General features: G+C 39.9%; 17 protein-coding genes. 10 read left to right on the forward strand and 7 right to left on the reverse strand.

The features are described from left to right. The first annotated feature begins 40 nt into the window (after positions 1-40). Together ACTS4L_RS06225 and ACTS4L_RS06230 are read left to right on the forward strand one after the other, a co-directional pair. A complete protein-coding gene (locus tag ACTS4L_RS06225) occupies positions 41-898 on the forward strand; it encodes an SDR family NAD(P)-dependent oxidoreductase (RefSeq protein ID WP_440651830.1) in 858 nt (285 codons plus the stop codon). A gap of 172 nt (positions 899-1,070) precedes the next feature. Beyond that, positions 1,071-1,958, forward strand: a complete 888-nt coding sequence (locus tag ACTS4L_RS06230; RefSeq protein ID WP_440617070.1) for a DMT family transporter — start codon at positions 1,071-1,073, stop codon at positions 1,956-1,958. 128 nt (positions 1,959-2,086) lie between these two features. Here the strand turns inward: ACTS4L_RS06230 and ACTS4L_RS06235 are convergent, their stop codons facing one another. From ACTS4L_RS06235 to ACTS4L_RS06245, 3 genes are read right to left on the reverse strand one after another with little or no spacing between them, the layout of a single operon-like run. Beyond that, entirely contained in the window at positions 2,087-3,031 is a 945-nt protein-coding gene (locus tag ACTS4L_RS06235; RefSeq protein WP_440617100.1) for a POT-type proton-dependent oligopeptide transporter, read from the reverse strand. Positions 3,032-3,050: 19 nt separating this feature from the next. Beyond that, a complete protein-coding gene (tdh, locus tag ACTS4L_RS06240) occupies positions 3,051-4,100 on the reverse strand; it encodes an L-threonine 3-dehydrogenase (protein WP_440617101.1) in 1,050 nt (349 codons plus the stop codon). Between the two features lie 23 nt (positions 4,101-4,123). After that, entirely contained in the window at positions 4,124-5,317 is a 1,194-nt protein-coding gene (locus tag ACTS4L_RS06245) for a glycine C-acetyltransferase (protein WP_440617071.1), read from the reverse strand. A gap of 93 nt (positions 5,318-5,410) precedes the next feature. Between ACTS4L_RS06245 and ACTS4L_RS06250 the strand changes: the two genes are divergently transcribed. The 7 genes from ACTS4L_RS06250 (at position 5,411) to ACTS4L_RS06280 (ending at position 14,312) form a co-directional block, all read left to right on the forward strand. Beyond that, the gene (locus ACTS4L_RS06250; protein WP_440617072.1) at positions 5,411-8,083 is read left to right on the forward strand and encodes a DNA translocase FtsK 4TM domain-containing protein; all 2,673 of its coding nucleotides are present in this window, start codon (positions 5,411-5,413) and stop codon (positions 8,081-8,083) included. Between the two features lie 5 nt (positions 8,084-8,088). Next, positions 8,089-8,835 (forward strand): outer membrane lipoprotein chaperone LolA, encoded by a 747-nt coding sequence (lolA, locus tag ACTS4L_RS06255; protein WP_440617074.1) that lies wholly within the window; start codon positions 8,089-8,091, stop codon positions 8,833-8,835. A 156-nt stretch (positions 8,836-8,991) separates the two neighbouring features. After that, positions 8,992-10,206 (forward strand): cation:proton antiporter, encoded by a 1,215-nt coding sequence (locus tag ACTS4L_RS06260; protein ID WP_440617075.1) that lies wholly within the window; start codon positions 8,992-8,994, stop codon positions 10,204-10,206. Beyond that, a complete protein-coding gene (locus tag ACTS4L_RS06265) occupies positions 10,199-11,368 on the forward strand; it encodes a M20 metallopeptidase family protein (RefSeq protein ID WP_440617076.1) in 1,170 nt (389 codons plus the stop codon). The genes ACTS4L_RS06260 and ACTS4L_RS06265 overlap by 8 nt, the downstream gene beginning before the upstream one ends. Before the next feature lie 515 nt (positions 11,369-11,883). Next, complete coding sequence (locus ACTS4L_RS06270) at positions 11,884-13,155, forward strand: MFS transporter (protein WP_440617077.1); 1,272 nt, start codon at positions 11,884-11,886, stop codon at positions 13,153-13,155. Further along, the gene (locus tag ACTS4L_RS06275; RefSeq protein ID WP_440617078.1) at positions 13,145-13,960 is read left to right on the forward strand and encodes a response regulator transcription factor; all 816 of its coding nucleotides are present in this window, start codon (positions 13,145-13,147) and stop codon (positions 13,958-13,960) included. The genes ACTS4L_RS06270 and ACTS4L_RS06275 overlap by 11 nt, the downstream gene beginning before the upstream one ends. A 103-nt stretch (positions 13,961-14,063) precedes the next feature. Further along, entirely contained in the window at positions 14,064-14,312 is a 249-nt protein-coding gene (locus ACTS4L_RS06280) for a hypothetical protein (protein WP_440617079.1), read from the forward strand. A gap of 69 nt (positions 14,313-14,381) precedes the next feature. Here ACTS4L_RS06280 and ACTS4L_RS06285 read toward each other — a convergent pair whose 3' ends face one another. Then, on the reverse strand, positions 14,382-14,765 hold the full coding sequence (locus ACTS4L_RS06285; protein WP_440617081.1) for a hypothetical protein: 384 nt from the start codon (positions 14,763-14,765) through the stop codon (positions 14,382-14,384). 231 nt (positions 14,766-14,996) lie between these two features. Beyond that, positions 14,997-15,632: a phosphotransferase-like protein gene (locus ACTS4L_RS06290; RefSeq protein ID WP_440617082.1), complete on the reverse strand. Its 636-nt coding sequence runs from the start codon at positions 15,630-15,632 to the stop codon at positions 14,997-14,999. Positions 15,633-16,244: 612 nt separating this feature from the next. Here ACTS4L_RS06290 and ettA point away from each other — a divergent pair. Beyond that, positions 16,245-17,921, forward strand: a complete 1,677-nt coding sequence (gene ettA, locus ACTS4L_RS06295) for an energy-dependent translational throttle protein EttA (protein ID WP_440617083.1) — start codon at positions 16,245-16,247, stop codon at positions 17,919-17,921. Positions 17,922-18,046: 125 nt separating this feature from the next. Here ettA and ACTS4L_RS06300 read toward each other — a convergent pair whose 3' ends face one another. Beyond that, positions 18,047-18,466, reverse strand: coding sequence for a type II toxin-antitoxin system VapC family toxin (locus ACTS4L_RS06300; protein ID WP_440617085.1), 420 nt, complete (start codon positions 18,464-18,466; stop codon positions 18,047-18,049). Next, complete coding sequence (locus ACTS4L_RS06305; protein WP_440617087.1) at positions 18,466-18,705, reverse strand: antitoxin; 240 nt, start codon at positions 18,703-18,705, stop codon at positions 18,466-18,468. The genes ACTS4L_RS06300 and ACTS4L_RS06305 overlap by 1 nt, the downstream gene beginning before the upstream one ends. Between the last annotated feature and the right edge of the window lie 74 nt (positions 18,706-18,779).

An 18,779-nucleotide genomic window follows, 5' to 3' on the forward strand; every position in this document is an offset into this window, starting at 1 on the left:
TTCATGCTTGCTATGGTATCAAAAAAGCTGATCTTCAGGGATGATTGTTGCACTTTTTTTTCGTACACTTTGTCTCTACTCATCGACAAACAAAGATCAACATATCATGCATGACAAATCTACTAAATCATCTATTCACAATATTAAACCTGTCGTTTTCATCACTGGTGCGAGCTCAGGCTTCGGTGCTGAAATGGCACGTAAATACAATGCCAATGGTTATCCAGTCATTTTAACCGCGCGCCGCTTTGGTCATTTGCAAGCATTGGCTAAAACCCTCAACCAAGAATACCCCATTCATATTGCTGAGCTGAATGTCACGGATAAAAATGCCATCGATCAAGTCATTGGCACACTACCTGAGCATATAAAAAACATTGGCATTTTAATCAATAATGCAGGGTTGGCACTCGGCTTATCCTCTTTTCAAGATGCTGATGAGCTTGATTTTGAAACCATGATTAACACCAATATCAATGGTCTGTTATATGTCACCAAACGCATATTGCCATTGATGCTTGCTAACAATCATGGGCATATCGTTAATATCGGTTCAATCGCTGCCAATTGGCCGTACCCAGGCGGGCACGTTTATTGCGCAAGCAAAGCTTTTGTTCAGCAGTTCTCGCGTGCGTTACGCTCTGATCTTCAGGGCAAAAATATTCGTGTCACTGATATTGAACCGGGACTTGCGCAAACTGAGTTTTCCGTGGTGCGCTTCAAAGGCGATACGCAAAAGGCCAATCAAGTTTATGATCAAACTGAACCATTGCTTGCGCATGATATTGCTGAGATTGTTTATTTCACGACATCATTGTCTCAACATATCAATATCAACACACTAGAGGTGATGCCAACCTGTCAAAGTTGGGCACCATTAAATGTCACCAGATCATAATAACCACTAGCATTACACTCTTTTTGAGGTTTATACTTATTTTCTAAAGCACTTTGCCAATTATCAACTGGTTTCCCCATTTTAAAATGAGGAGGTAAAGGGCTTGTAATAGAACCAACTCAAACCATTAAAATGTACAATACCACTTACAATGATTATTGGGAGAGAATTTATGTGGAGTATTTTATCATTAATCATTGCGCAAATGGTAACAGGAATCAACATCACGGGCTCTAAGTTTTTAGTGTCAAACTTATCGATTATTGCCTTGCTTGAAATACGATTTATTGTTGGCAGTATTGTCCTTTTGGCGTGTATTCCCTTTATCAAAAAAACCAACAATGCACAAAGTAATAGTATTGCATCGCTTAGCAAAAAAGACTGGTTGGTGCTGATTGCACAAGCCTTATGTGCAGGCATGTTATTTAATCTCTTGATGCTCTCAGGTATTCAATTCACCAGTGCCAGTATGGCAGGACTTATCACCAGCACATTGCCAGCGATGATCATTGTTCTATCTTTTATTATTTTTCGCCAACGCATTACGCGCTTTAAAGCATTATGCATCCTCTTTGCTACCATAGGGTTAATTGCGATTAATGGCTCAAGTCTGTCAAATCACGACTTTTCAGCCTTATCAATTATTGGAGATGTGATCATTTTCTTAGCAATGATTCCTGAGGCACTTTATTACGTCATTAGCAAATTTAAAAACACTCAATTACCTGCGGTTAAATCGGCATTTTTGATGAACTTAATCAATGCAATTGCAATGATTCCGCTATTATTTTTCGCTAACTGGCATGAGTTACTTAGCTTGAGCATCAATGCTTATTTTGTATTATTCTTAGTATCCATTGCCTCGGCACTTTTTTACCTTTTCTGGTTTTTGGGTTGTGATCAAGTCAGTGCCAGTACCGCAGGTCTTGTCACTGCGGCAATGCCGATCTCAACACTGGCATTATCCTTTGTTTTCTTAGGTGAACATATCACACTGGTGCAGGGTATCGGCACCTTGCTAATATTACTTTCTATTGTTTTTGGCGCCAGAAAAGGCTAATTATCGCTTAGCAACGATGTATAAATAAATTGCACTAGCTAGTACCTCTCCCCTTGCGGGATCGCTCGTGCGGCTTAAGCTTAAGCTGCACGGGTGAGGGGGAAATTAAAGCACAATTTATTCTTGATTCATCGCTTAGCAATTACAAATCGTCTTAACAATAAACACAACACAGCACCAACAACAGTTAAGACGATAAACAACTCTAAACCTGCTGACATTCCTGCTTTTATACGATGGATATCACCAGTCACAGGCGCCCACTGCGCAATAACACCAGCCAGCTTGCCGCCAATGCCCAGTGTTACCAACCAGATTCCCATGTATAAAGAGACATAATTAGGCGGTGCCAACTTCGTGATGAGTGACAAACCAATCGCTGATAAGGATAACTCACTGATTGCCATAATTAAAAAGGCGATGATCATGTATATTGCCGGCACGCCCTGACCTTTAGGCGTTAACTCAATGCCAATCCAAATAACTAAGAAAACAACAGCTAGTAAGATAAAACCAATATTAAATTTATCAATATCCTGCACTGCTTTGCCTTTGCGCTCTAATGACAACCACAGTTTCCCCATAAAAAAGCCAAAGATCAACACGCCTGCTGATTGAAAGCTTAAAAACTGTGAATCTAAAATACGCCAACCAAAAAAGTCATTGCTGACACCTTTTGAGATAAATAGTAGCACTGAAATGAAGATCTGAAAAAATAATGCCCAATATAAAATGGACAAGGCAAAAAAGATAAAAGCAACGATGACATTGCGCCAGTATTTTTTTTGCGCTGAGACAAGCATAACAATAAAACATCCCAATCCTGCAACTGTAATGGCAACATTGGCAATGATTGGATTCTTCAACACCAGAAAGACCACCACAAAATACACTGCCAAGATTACAATGGTTTTAGCAACAATGGCTAAATTAATTCTCACTTCTTTAATATGCTTTGCCAAAATAAAAAAACCGATGATCAAATTAATCAATACCAATATCGATACGATTAGGCTTGAGTAAAAGGGCGCGGCAAAGCCATAGGTTTCACTTAAGCAAAAGGCAAGAAATATAAGAGATAAATTGTTAGCATTATGCCCAGTTTAAAATGACTTTACCACACTGCCCTGATTTCATCAGTTCAAACCCTTCTAAAAAATCATCAACGTGAAACTGGTGGGTAATCACAGGATTCACATTTAGCCCCGAGCCAACCATGCTTGCCATCTTGTACCAAGTTTCATAGATCTCACGACCGTATATCCCTTTTAAGTGCAAGCCTTTAAAAACAATTTCATTCCATGGCACGGTGACTTCAGCTCCACCAATACCTAAAAGCGCAATATTCCCACCATTATTCATTGTCTGAATCATCGCATTAATCGCGGCTTGATGACCTGACATCTCAAGACCAACATCAAAGCCTTCGGTCATATCAAGCTTATTCATTGTCTCTTGTAACGCATTAGCTTGTTCAGCGGCTGTTTTGTAGTCTTTGACATTTAAGGCAACACTTGCGCCCATTTGTCTTGCAAGTTCTAGGCGATAATCATTAATATCAGTAATCACAATATGCTTAGCACCGACGTGACGCGCAATCGCCACTGCCATAATACCAATGGGACCGGCACCAGTAATCAGTACATCTTCACCGATAAGATCAAAAGACAGCGCAGTATGCACGGCATTACCAAAAGGATCAAACATACTGGCAATATCATCGCTGACATAATCAGGTACTTTAAACGTATTCTCCGCAGGAATCGCTAAATACTCAGCAAATGCACCTTGGCGATTAACACCAACACCGACAGTATTGCGACATAGATGACGCTTGCCTGCACGGCAATTGCGACAAAATCCACAGGTAATATGCCCTTCACCTGAAACGCGATCACCAATTTTAAATCCTTTCACCTCACAACCTAAAGCCACAATCTCACCAACAAATTCATGTCCAACCGCCATCGGTACCGGAATCGTTTTTTGCGACCATTCATCCCATAGATAAATATGCAAGTCTGTGCCACAAATTGCTGTTTTTTTGACTTTGATCAAAACATCATTATGCCCAACCTCAGGAATAGGTAGCTCAGTCATCCAAATACCAGGCTCAGCTTTGAGCTTAGATAATGCCTTCATGGTTTTTTTCATTTCTTGCATTCTTAAATAATCCCCATTTCCTTACCAACCTCAGTAAATGCCTGAACGGTTCTATCAATTTGCTCAATCGTATGTGCTGCTGACATCTGTGTACGGATACGTGCTAAGCCTTTTGGTACCACTGGATAGGAAAAAGCAATAACATAAATGCCTTTTTGTAGTAATTTCTCTGCCATTTCAGCGGCTTTTTTCTCTTCATATAACATCACCGGAATAATCGGATGCTCACCAGGAATCAGATCAAAACCTGCTGCCGTCATTTTTTGTCTGAAGTGCTTTTGGTTGCGCTGCAATACATCACGTCTCTCATCTGAGCTCATCGCCAATTTAATCGCTGCCATTGACGTTGCTGCAATCATCGGTGCTAAGGCATTTGAAAATAAATAAGGACGTGCTTTTTGTTTTAACATCTCAGCAATTGGCGCACGCGCTGATACAAAACCACCTGAGGCACCACCGAGCGCTTTACCCAAAGTGCTAGTGATGATATCAACACGCCCTTCAACACCACAATAACTTGGTGTACCACGCCCTTTTTCACCAATAAATCCTGTGGCATGTGAATCATCAACCATCACGATGGCATTGTACTTATCCGCTAGATCACACACGCCTTGTAAGTTGGCAATAATGCCATCCATTGAGAAAACACCGTCTGTAACGATGAGCTTAAAACGCGCACCTTTCTCATCGGCTGCTTGCAATTGTGCTTCAAGATCCCTCATATCATTATTTTTATAGCGAAAACGCATCGCTTTACATAAGCGCACACCATCGATAATACTGGCGTGATTCAATGCATCACTAATCACTGCATCCTCAGCAGTCAAGATAGATTCAAACACCCCCCCATTGGCGTCAAAGCATGATGGGAAAACAATGGTTTCTTCCATTTTTAGATACTGACTGATCAGATCTTCAAGCTCTCTATGCGGTGTTTGTGTACCACAAATAAAGCGTACAGACGCCGCACCATAGCCATATTGATCCAATGCTTTTTTAGCCGTTTCCACTAAATCCTTATTATCGGCAAGTCCCAGATAATTATTCGCACAGAAATTAATAACATGTGCGCCATTTTTAAGGGTAATATCTGAGGATTGCGGTGAGTTGATAATACGCTCACCTTTGTAAGTGCCTGCTTCTTTGATTTCATTAATCCCTTGGCGTAAATGGTCATAAAATGCGTTATTCATCTTAAGTTTCCTTATGTTAGTTTTTAATAGCAAATGAACTTGCGCCATTCTACCTGAGAAAAGACACAAGCGACAAGCAGATAAGGGCGAACAATGTTAATCTATGAACATTCTGGCAAAACGAGTTGCCTGCTTGGTTTTGCCCTTGGTATGATAAGAATGTTTAATCTCAATGAATATGAGGAATCAAGAGTGGCGCTGCTGCGTAAAAGTAAGAAAAACACATCACAAAAAGCGGGTTCTAGGAGAACTAGAGCCGACAAAACAACTAAAACAGCAAAACAATCTGCCAATCAAGCAACCGTTAAAAGGGAGCTTCATCCACTATTGGTTGATCGCTTACGGATTACTTGGCTTGTATTGATGGGTGCGATTGCCTTGTTTTTATTGTTATCGCTTTTTTCATATAACAGTAATGATCCAGGCTGGACGATTGCTCAATCACAAGATAGGGTCTATAACTACGCAGGTATTGTCGGTGCTTATACTGCCAACATCATCTTAAGCATCTGTGGCGTCTTTGGTTTTTTAATCCCTTTTTTATTAGTCTATGGCATCTGGCAGCTTTTCCTGGAGCGTAAAACATTTGCTGAAAGTAGTATTCTGCTGATGCTTATGCGCTTTGCCGGTGCTATTTTACTCATCTTTGCAGGCAGTGGACTTGCACAAATTGCATTGTCTGTTTTTAGTGTCTACATGCCTGAAGGCGCTGGCGGCATTCTAGGACAAGAAGTCGCTAAATATGCCATTTTATACCTTAGCACTGCCGGTAGCATTTTGGTGCTTATCGTTGCTTTTGCTTTAGGATTAACCTTGTTCTCAGGTGGTTTTTGGATTCGCTCACTTGCCGCACTTATTCGTTTTATTGTAATGACGATAAAAGCCTTTTTCACAAGCTCTGACGAAGAAAAAGAGCAAAAGGCACTACAACGCGCTGAACGCAAAGCACAAAAAGAAGCGCTCAAAGAGCAGAGAAAAGATGAAAAGGCACAGTTAAAAGAGCAAAAATTACGAGCAAAAAATGCTGAAAAAGAGCAAGCACATCAACAACAGCAAGATAATTTTATTGCTGAGCATGATACACTTGATCACTTAAACTACAATGATCCAGGCATCAATCAACGCATAGATGATCGCGATATCTCCTTTGAGCCTTTTGATGATGAATTTACACCAAAATCACTGACAAAAGCGCTCGACGATGAGGTGTTAACTGAGATCGATGACATCCCTTTACCTGCCCCTATAAGTAAGTCATCAAAACCTAAAAAACCTAAAAATAAAACCGATAAAATTACCGGTCTACCATCATTAGATTTACTTGATGACCCAGAAGCAAAAAAAGAGCTCATCTCTAAAGAGTTCTTACAAAAAATGGCGTTATTGGTGGAAGAGAAACTGGCTGATTTTGGCGTGCAAGTTAAAGTTGTTGGCAGTTATCCAGGCCCTGTGATCACGCGCTTTGAAGTTGAGCTTGCGCCAGGGGTTAAAGTCAGTAAATTAAGTGGTTTAGCTCAGGATTTGGCGCGTTCTCTGTCAGCGGCTCGTGTGCGTGTTGTTGAAGTGATTCCAGGCAAACCCTATGTGGGTCTTGAGCTACCGAATCAAAAGCGTGAAATGGTGCGTTTAAAAGAAGTTTTGGCACATAAAAAGTTTATCGAATCAAGCTCACCTCTGACCATGGGGCTTGGTGTTGACATTGCAGGGACACCTGAAACAGCTAATCTTGCTAAAATGCCACATTTATTGGTTGCAGGAACGACGGGTTCTGGTAAATCAGTTGGTGTTAATGCCATGATCATCAGTATGCTGTATAAATCAGCACCGGATGATCTACGCCTTATTATGATTGACCCCAAAATGCTTGAGTTATCGATCTATGAAGGCATACCACATCTATTAACACCGGTTGTTACCGACATGAACGAGGCGGCTAACGCCTTACGTTGGTGTGTTAAAGAAATGGATCGACGTTATGAGCTTATGGCAGCCGCGGGTGTGCGAAATATTTCTGGATTAAATGAGAAAATCCTTGAAGCTGAAAAAGCAGGCGAGCCAATGAAAGACCCCCTATGGCTTAAACTGCGCCCTGGACACGATGAAGATGCGCCTTTGCTAGAGAAGCTGCCTTACATCGTTGTCATTGCCGATGAGTTTGCCGATATGATGATGGTCGTTGGTAAAAAAGTCGAAGAGCTCATTGCGCGCTTAGCGCAAAAAGCACGTGCCGCAGGCATCCACTTAATCCTTGCAACACAGCGTCCATCAGTTGATGTCGTCACAGGATTGATTAAAGCCAACATTCCAACACGCATTGCGTTTCAAGTGTCATCGAAGATTGACTCACGCACTATTTTAGATCAGCAAGGTGCTGAACAGCTTTTAGGTCATGGTGATATGCTTTATCTGCCGCCTGGTTCAGGTGTGCCAGCGCGCGTACATGGCGCCTTTGTCGATGATGATGAAGTGCATCGCGTGGTTGCCGCATGGAAAGAAATGGGCGAACCTGAGTATATCGATAGCATCACTGCAAGCGAAGATGAAGAAGGCAGTGATGGCGAGGGTGGAACAGATAGCACCGATCCACTCTATGATGAAGCCGTAAAAATCGTACTTGAAACACAACGCGCATCGATTTCAAACATTCAACGTCGTCTGCGCATTGGCTATAACCGCTCAGCACGTTTAATTGAGGAAATGGAAGCAGCTGGTCTTGTGAGTGAAATGCAAAGCAATGGTATGCGCGAAGTACTGGTAAAAAGGTGACAACAATGAACAATATACAAAAAATACAGCCGTTGATTAAATATAGTCTTTTAGGTTTCACCGCCATTGGACTACTCTCTAGCGCACTACTAAAGCCTGCGTTTGCACAGGGTGAAAGCAGCACACCAATAGCAACTAAAGCTGCCACCCTTCAGAGCTCTAAAAATACTAAGAATACTCAAAATATCGAAAGTATCAAAAATAATGACGCTGATAGTACATTGTTTACGTTATTAACCAATCTTAAAAACATGCATGCCAAATTTCATCAAAGTTTAATTAATCCACAGCAAGGCATTAAAGAAACGAGCATGGGTGAATTATGGGTGAGTAAACCTAGCTTTTTTAAATGGCAGGTTGAGTCGCCACAAAAGCAAATGCTGTTATCTAATGGCCAGAAACTTTGGAACTATGACGAAGATCTAGAGCAAGTGACCATTAGTGAGGTGCCTAAAAACATCTCTCAAGCGCCCTATTTACTGTTATTGACCGGTGACAGTAAAGTATTGCAAAAACTCTTTAGCATAACCCAAAATGGCGAGCATACTTATCGCTTAACACCTAAAGTGAATGATCAGTCTTTGATTAAATATATCGATATTACGTTCGCGGGCAACACACCAAAATCAATGCTTATCCAAACAGAAGTTGGGCAGTCCACGCATATTGAGTTTTATGATATTTCCACTGCAAAGATCCCCGCTAAAACCTACGACTTCACACCACCTAAAGATGTTGATGTGTTAGGTTAAAAATGATTTTGACAATATCTTTATCCATAATAACAAGCTATGTAGGGGCGTATTGCATACGCCCTTTAAGCATAAGCAAAGACCCTGTCAAACCTTTACAAATAAATAAACTGCATATGGTTGAAATCTTCAAAACATAATAAACAAGGATTATTCATGCATACGCTTGAGACGCTTAAACACCTATTTACCCTACCGCTAGATAATCCTGTGAGTATTTTTACCGTTGTTTTAGCACTCATTCTTGCGGCTAAGGTGATCTGCCATTACAGCAAAATACCGAGCATTATCGGACTGATTATCACGGGCATTATCGTAGGTCCTCATGCCTTAAATATCTTAGATCAAAACCTTGCGGTAACCATTTTTGCAACGACTGGACTGCTTTATATTATGTTTCTTGCAGGGCTTGAGCTTGAGATGAAAGAGTTTAAACTACATCAACATAAAAGCCTGCTCTTTGGCGTATTGACGTTTATTATCCCTTTTGCCATAGGCTTCCCCGTGTTTTATTACGGATTTGATCTTCAAGCCAGTGCAGCAATTTTAGTGGCGATTATGTTTTCAACCCATACCTTGATTGCTTATCCGATGGTCAGTAAAAAAGGCTACGCCAGACGCCAAGCAGTTGCCATTGCCGTGGGCGGGACGATTATTACCGATACGGTGGTGCTACTTATTCTAGCGTTAGTTACGGGGCTTCATCAAGAAGGTAGTAGCATTGTGATGCTTATCACACTTGTGATTGGTTTTATCCTTTTTAGCCTGATCGCTTTCATTGTTATCCCTTATATTGCCAAAGGCTTTTTCTATCTTTTTGCGCGCAAAAAAAGCTTGCATTACACCTTTGTATTATTCGTTGTTTTTCTGTTGGCATTACTTGCTGAAATCATTGGTGTTGATGCGATTATCGGTGCGTTTTTTGCAGGTCTATCCTTAAATCGTTTTGTTGCCAAAAAGAAAAAACTCAAAGCAGAAATCCATTTTATTGGTGATACCTTGTTTATTCCAGTTTTCCTGATTAGCGTTGGCATGATTGTTAACCTAGAGGTACTTGTTGATATGCATCATATCTTAACGATTGCGATTACTTTGATTATCGTCGCTCTTGTCAGTAAATGGCTTGCCGCAAAATTCACCCAATATGCACTTAAACTATCGCCACTTGATGGGCGTTTAATCTTTGGCTTAAGTAGCGCTCACGCTGCCGCAACCTTAGCCATCATCCTCGTTGGTTATAAAAATGGCATTCTAAGTAACGCTATTTTAAACAGTACCATTTTACTGATTTTAATCAGCTGCTTAACAGCCTCATTAGTTACGGCAAACACACTCAAACATTTGTCAAAAAAGGAGATTCACGATGCCTAATATCATTGATGACTTAACGATTGATCAAAACTATTTACGCGAAGTGCGTGAGCATATTCACCGCCATCCTGAACTTGGCTTTGATGTTGTAAATACTGCAGACTTTATTGCTAATAAACTACAAATGCTTGGCTTGAACATTAAGCGTAATATTGGCAAAACAGGACTTATCGCTGATTTGATTGCCAACCCTGACTATCCAATGATTGCATTGCGTGCTGATATGGATGCATTACCGATACACGAGCAAAATACATGTGATTATAAGTCAACCATTGATGGCAAGGCACATATGTGCGGGCATGATGCCCATTGTGCAATGGTATTAACTACTGCGCACACGTTGATTCAAATTAAAGATCAGCTGAATGTTAACATCCGCTTTTTATTTCAGCCTTCTGAAGAAGTGTTACCAGGTGGCGCACCGGCGATGATCAAAGATGGCGCATTAGCGGGTATTAGTGCTATTTATGGTATTCATGTATTACCATCAATTAATGAAGGACAAATGCAAATTTGCCAACCAGTCGCCTTAGCAGGTGTTGATCTATTTGATATTACCTTTATCGGCAAAGGCGGGCATGCCAGCACACCATGCACAACCAATGATCCGATGATTATGGCAACGCAATTTGTCAATGCCGTGCAAACGATTGCCTCAAGAAATCTATCGAGCTTTGATCCCGCGGTTGTTTCGATTACTGCACTTAATATTGGTAGCGCTTATAATGTGATTGCTGATAACGCTAAACTCAAGGGCTGTATTCGCTATCTAAGTCAATCCGTACGAGAGCTCGTTAAAAAGCGCTTATATGAAATTGCTAATGGCATTGCCAATACTTATGCCGGTTCTGTTAAAATCGATTACCTACCGGGGTATCCTGAAACGCAAAATGACGCAGAATGTGCACAGAAATCCATTTCTGCCGCGCAACAAGTTGTGGGCAAGGAAAATACCTTATTATCTCACATTCCATGGATGGCATCAGAAGACTTCTCCTATTTTGCCAAAGAAATTCCAGCATGCTATGCCTTTTTAGGCGTCCGCAATGAAGCTTCAGGCTTTACCTCAATGGTGCATGAACCAACCTTTGATCTATCGGTTAATGCCATGGTTTATGGTGTCAAATACTATTTAACACTGTGCTTAGACTATCGTTAGTTAACTTGCGCACAACGATAAGCACAGCTATACAGCTACCTAATTCCCCAAAGCCTCGAAAATTCTCCAAAAATCAATAGCTTAGATTAGCTAAGCAGCCTTAAAGCCTAACAACTAATGGCACTACCTTAAGAAGTAGCCTGTAAATATAGGCTTTGCAACGAACTTAGATCTACCATCCCTGACAAAATGGATTGCCACGCATCCATGCTCGCAATGACATCCTATGACTTGTCATCCGTAAGGCAAAATGGCGTGAGGATCCAGTGCGAAGCTGCCATGGATGGTTAGTGGTCCTGCTAAAGGTAGTGCCATTGGTCTAACAACGATTTGCACTGTATACATACTAAAACAATTTGATACATTTATGCGCAAGTTATCTCTTGCCTAATATGCTATAGTTTAGGCATTGTTGTTCAGTTTAAATACCCGATTAAACAAATACATGTTGATGCTATTTTGTTGGTGTCTTGTAAAGCGAAACTTAGTAGTAACAATAGGATTTATCGGTATTTATGGCAACCTATGGTGTGAATGTTATGAATGATCAATTTAGAAAGGTTCTACCGGTTTTATGCGGCAACATCCTTGAGACTTATGACTTTTGCCTTTATGGTCTTTTGGCGCCTGTTTTTGCTAAAATTTTTTTCCCAGAGAATTTTAAACACTCTTTACTTGCTACATTCTTAGTATTTTCTATGGCTTACATTGCTCGGCCTTTTGGAGCAATTTTCTGGGGAATCGTTGCCGATAGATATGGGAGAAAGTCTGTTTTACTTGGAACTATTAGCCTTATGGCTATATGTGCTGTTGGCATGGCAATAATGCCAAGTTATGCTTATGCTGGTAGTTTAATTTGCATTCTTGTTATCATATTAAGAATATTACAAGGAATTGCATTTGGTGGTGAATTTCCAACGGTCATTGTAACTCTTTATGAATTAGCACCTGACGATAAAAAGGGATTTTATGGTAGTTTTGCAGATGGAATTGCTATTATTGGATATTTGGCTGGAATTATCATTTTAATTGCACTTAAAGCGATGCTAACTGAATCTCAACTGCATCAATGGGGATGGCGTCTAATGTTCGGCTTATCAGTAGTATTTGTATTTATTGTTGGCTGGATTAGAAGGAATTTAAGTGAAACGATCCCAAGTCAACAAAGTATTTTTTCACTAACAGACATTCTACGAGAGAATACACAAAATATTGCAAGTATTGGCAAAATATTTTTGTACATGTTTGCCCCGTCATGTCTATTTTTTAATTTTGTTTTTTACATACACGCCGTAATCGGAGCAAATAACAATTTATCAAACATACAAATATCTATCATCCATATGCTAATAGTGATTTTATTTGTCGCCTTGCTACCAACTGTCGGTTTTTTTTCCGACAAAATTAACCGTAGTAAACTGCTAAAGTACAGTTACATTGTATTAATAATAGTCGCCATCCCCTTGTATCAGTCGCTGTTTAGCAGCAACACTATGATCGTGATCATAGCTTACGTTATATTTGCCATTTTTACGGCAATCTCGGTTAGCACTTTTGTTGCTATTATTGTCAGACAGGCACCAGAAAACAGCCGTGTGACTTCCGTCGGAATTGGTCACAGCATTGCTGTAATTTTTGGCTCATTTACACCAAGTATTAACACGTTTCTAACGGACTTTACTGATATCAAAATGGCACCTGCCCTTTACATTGTTATATGTGCATTGATCTCAGTGATTACGTTAGCCTACATGAAAAATAGTCAGGAGTACAAACATGGAACATAAACAAAAAGATTTTGAATCAATGCACGTTTTTAAAGTGATGCCAGAGGTGATTGAAATTGCTCAACCCCTTTATGAAGACAGCGGTATACATTTCTTAACTTATTGTAAACATTACACTCATGGGGAATTTAGTGACTTAGGAACTCCTCGCGAGTGGGCTATGCATTATCTAAACAATCATCTTAAACCTGAAAATTCTGTGCATAGATTTACTGGAGGTATTAATTATTGGCGCAGAAATAAAAACGAGCATATTTCTGAAATTGCTGAAGATGCACGTGAAAATTTTGACATTGATGCCAGAATAGAGTTTGTCGTGGAAGATAAATCGCAAAACTGCTTTCACATGTATTCTTTCCATTCAAACAAAAAAAACGCAGACAAAGCATATCGATTTTATGATTTACATCGTGCAAAATTATTAAAATTCATCAGCTATTTCAATAAAAAAGCAGCGCATTTAATTCGTGAAGCAGACTTGCCTGAAAATAGAATCCAGATACCAAATTACTTACCACCCACTATACAACAACCAAAACGAGACTATGCGAGCGAATTGCTACAGGAAAACGCAAGCAATGAGCTAAAGGATCGCGAATTTGAGATTATGCTTCTTTATGCAAATGGTTGCACCGACAGTCAAATAGCCAAAATGTTAAATCGCTCTCAAAACACCGTATCTACCTACCTGAGGAACATTCGAGAAAAAACAGGATGTCATGATAAAAGATCGCTACATAAATACGTTGTTGAACATGGTTACGATGGCTTAGAACAGTTTTTTTTTCCCTATATTAGACATTAATTATTCAGTACAAAGCTTATTTTCACCCTTTTCAGAGATTAATTTCATCTTGAAAAAGATTTATCATCTTCATGGTCAAATACAAACTATTGGAGGATGAGACATGTTTAATTCATCAAGCCGTACTTTAGGTAACAATAATCAAAGTTGCTATCAAATAGACAGGGAAAGCCGTTGTTATATTTTATTTGAGGACTCAAATTCGCGTTGTGTCAATTTAACAGAAATTAACGAAATCTGCACTCAACACTATGGTGATCAAGCGCATTACGCCGAACAAAAACTTCTTTTTGGCGAATCAATATTGGTGATTGGCAAAGGGTATTTACGTCTGGAAGCAATAGAAGAATGAAAACTCGATAAATAAGTATCAAGTCGGTTATCGCCTAGGTTTTTGATTCATTATGAACCTTAATATTGGCTATATTTTCTGCGCTTTATTAAACCAACGCACAGCTTTAGGTTGATACAAAATATAAAATGCAGCAATGATTAGAATGATTTCAATAAACACCAACCAGAAGTTAAGCGGGTGACTGGCGTGCTCTGGCAAGTAAAAGATTAAAAAAGCATACCAAATGACCGCAAGGATAATATAAATCCATTTCGCGGCTTTCACCCCTAGGCTAATCACAAAGGCAACTGCAATCAGTACAATATAGGCAACCACATCAAGCCAGACATGCTCCATTGGTACCATCACCAAAGTTGATGACGTCAGTAAATCCAAAAGCCCCAAGATGCTCACACCATAGAGCATCCAAATAGCGGCATACACACGTTTTGGTCTAATTACTTTATTCATAAACTGTAAACTCCTTTTAAATGTTGATTAGTGGAATATCTTTGTAATTTAATTCCCTCCAAAGTGTAGCCTAAAAACCTGATCTTTGGCTAGTTGGTTTGTGTTAATATCTGGGATTTTTTGCAATGATCGGCTTAACACTGCCAAGGCAATGTGCATTTTGAAATGGTTATGATCTTTTAATAAGCACGTCATATCACTTTAGTGTCAACACCTCAAATAATTTCATGGTTATAAATACTGCTGACAAAGTGACTTAAATGCCGCAAAGTGTGTCATGGCTTGTAGCTCATGATAAATCGATTGCGCACACTCATCCGGTGTTTTATTATCGGTACTGATATCTATGTCATAACGCGTATATTTATGCGTCATATGATTTGAGGCACGACTCATGCCGATTGGGCGAAAATCATCTTGGTAATTTTGGGATTGCTCCATGCGTTTTTGTGCACGTTTCTCGCCAACTTCATCAGAAACCTGTAAGCCAACCATCACCACTTCATGGTTTTTAAGCTTATCCAAAAATACTTTAAAATCATCAAAGCGCCAAAAAATTTCATCTGCAACAACACTTATACCATGATCTAAAAAGCAACAGACTGATTCATAACGCGCCAGATTTATGCGCTGAATGATCTCACCGTGCACAATCTCTGTCATCGCCTGCCCATTTTCCTGATATTGCTTGGGATACAAGTAATTTTTATCCGGCTTTGACAACTCTAGTTTTGCACTGGGAATGGCCAAATGAAACGTATCAATCCCTAGATGAACATTGGGCTCATTCATTAAGTTCTGTAATGCTTTTGCTGTAGAGCTTTTTCCCGCACTACAAGCACCTACAAGCAATATTAATCGCGCCATTTTGAATCCTTTTCACTCTGTTGTTAATTGTTGATTATACAAATTGAAGCATATATATAGCTAGTGTTACAACTTTTAAACACCCGGCTACTTGAGTTTACTTGTAAATCCCATATTTTATGGCGCATTACCCCATTTCTAAAATATTCGCGTATCTTGAATATGTGGCACTAGTAACCCAAGGTTATTTCAGAAATTTATTATCTATACCGCTTGTATACCGCTCGTGAATCATTTTGCGGTGTTTAATGTCGAAGAAGTTTTTGATGCTCCTGAATGATTGGTTTGCAGGTAATAGCTGGGACTATTGGCAAAACCCAATCATTCAGAAGTACGAGAAATTCAATGATAGAAATTCTGTAAAATGGTTTGCGGGCGGTATAAATCATTTTGCAAGTGCTATACCAAGATTCTCTATTTTTTGCTACAATCGCCTGCGTTTATGCCTAAGTACCTAAACAATAGTTTTTTGGTAATAATGGATATTCGGGTCAAGCCCGAATATGACGATTTGTGGTCATTCTCAGACTTGATCTGAGAATCCAAAAAATACCTGATAATATTTGCATACGTACTTATATCCATCTTACAAAACAAACTAAGGATTCTTAAATGTCTGAACAATATATTTATTCAATGCATCGCGTTGGTAAGGTTGTGCCACCCAATCGCTATATTCTAAAGGATATTTCGCTATCTTTTTTTGATGGTGCCAAGATTGGTGTCTTAGGTCTTAACGGCTCAGGTAAATCAACACTTTTGCGTATTATGGCAGGTCTTGATACTGAGATTGTCGGTGAAGCCGCACCTCGCAAGGGTGTTAAAATTGGTTATTTACCACAAGAACCACAACTTGATCCAACAAAAGATGTTAAAGGCAATGTTGAAGAAGCATTAGCCGATCTTAAAGCACTGCTCACGCACTTTGATGAAATCAGCATGAAGTTTTGCGAACCGATGTCCGATGATGAGATGAACAAGCTGCTTGCTGAACAAGGTGAGCTACAAAACAAGATTGATGCAGCAGGTGCGTGGGAGATTGATCGCAAGCTTGAGATTGCTTCTGATGCGCTTCGTTTACCTGCTTGGGATGCTGATGTATCTAAGCTTTCAGGTGGTGAAGTACGCCGTGTTGCATTGTGCAAATTACTGTTATCTTCTCCTGATATTTTACTTTTGGATGAACCGACAAACCATTTAGACGCTGAAAGTGTTGCGTGGCTTGAGCGTTTCTTACAAGAGTATAAAGGCACCGTTGTTGCCATTACCCATGATCGCTATTTCTTAGACAATGTAGCTGAATGGATTCTTGAGCTTGATCGCGGTGAAGGCATTCCTTTTAAAGGTAATTACTCTAGTTGGTTAGAGCAAAAAGAAGCGCGTCTAGCTCAAGAAGAGAAAAAGCAAACCGCACATAGAAAAGCATTACAACAAGAACTTGAGTGGGTGCGTCAAAACGCCAAAGGTCGTCAAGCCAAATCAAAAGCACGTTTATCGCGCTTTGATGAGCTAAGCTCACAAGAATTCCAAGAGCGTAATGCCACACAAGATCTATACATCCCACCAGGTCCTCGTTTAGGGAATAAAGTCATTAATATTGATGGTATCAGCAAAGGCTTTGGTGATCGTTTATTGATTGATCAGCTTGGTTTTGAGGTTCCTGCTGGCTCTATCGTTGGCATTATTGGCCCCAATGGCGCAGGTAAATCGACATTCTTTAAAATGGTATCAGGCATTGAAACGCCTGATGCGGGCAATGTTGAGTTCGGTGAAACGGTTGAGCTTGCTTACGTCAACCAATCACGTGATACTTTAGATGATAACAAGACTGTATGGGAAGAGATCTCTGATGGTTTAGATGTCATCGCTGTTGGCAAGTACACGATTCCATCACGTCAATACGTTGGGCGCTTTAACTTTAAAGGTTCTGATCAACAGAAATTCATCCATCAGCTTTCCGGTGGTGAGCGCAATCGCGTGCATTTAGCAAAATTATTACGCAAAGGTGGTAATGTCATATTGCTTGATGAACCAACGAATGACCTTGATGTTGAAACATTGCGCGCACTTGAGGAAGCCATTCTTGCCTTCCCAGGTTCCGTGATGATCATCTCGCATGATCGCTGGTTCTTGGATCGTGTAGCAACACATATCTTAGCTTTTGAAGGTGAAAGTAATGTCGTATGGTTTGAGGGCAACTATGAAGCCTATATCGAAGATAAGAAAAAACGACTAGGTGATGACTCAGTCGACCCACATCGTATTAAATATAAGAAAATCACAGCGTAACTTTAATGATTCAGAAATAAGTTACATTGTTTCTTACCTCTCCCCTTGCGGGAGAGGTCGCGCAGCTTATGCTGCGCGGGTGAGGGGAATAATTAAAACTCAACTTAATGCTTTCTCTATTTTTTTCACTCATCGTTTGTCCAATCCTCTAGCTCAAGATGCTTTGACAAGTGATAAAAGGCACTATCTTTTGTGACCAAAATCGCATTTTCAGCCTTAGCATGCGCTGCAATAAGCATATCCATGCACGATAATGTCTTGCCTTCTTTTTCACAGGTTGCGCGTAACTTTGCGTAAATTTTTGCCGCTTGTGATGTCCACGGCAATATCTCAACGCGCAGTAGAAACTCATTAACAATCATAGGCAAATGCTTTGCATGCGGCTTTTTAGCGACGCCTAATAACAATTCAGCTTCAGTAATCGCTGAGATGCAAATACTCGACATAGGGACATTAATAAGCTGCGCCTTAAGTGCAGGGTAATCACCTTTAATAATATAACTTGCCGTATTGGTATCAAGCATGTAGAGCTTTGTATTTACCATCAGAATAAATCTCTCTGTGATGGCACTTCATCATCTCTATCAGTCATAAAGTCTTTAGGGATATTCCCCTCTTTCATCTCAAAAAAATCCGCCCACGAACCTGGCTTTTTAGAAATAATAATATCACCCGTTTCAGGATGCCGTCTGATATAAACCTCTTTGCAGTCAAAACGATAACTACTCGGTAATCTTACCGCCTGACTGCGCCCATTCATAAATAATTTTGCTGTATGAATCATCACAAAATACCTCTAATGACTAACCTATCTAAAGCATAGAGCAGAGATTGACATATATCAAGATATATCACATT

This window comes from Cysteiniphilum sp. 19S12-1, from assembly GCF_052030685.1.
In the GTDB taxonomy this organism is placed as follows: domain Bacteria; phylum Pseudomonadota; class Gammaproteobacteria; order Francisellales; family Francisellaceae; genus Caedibacter.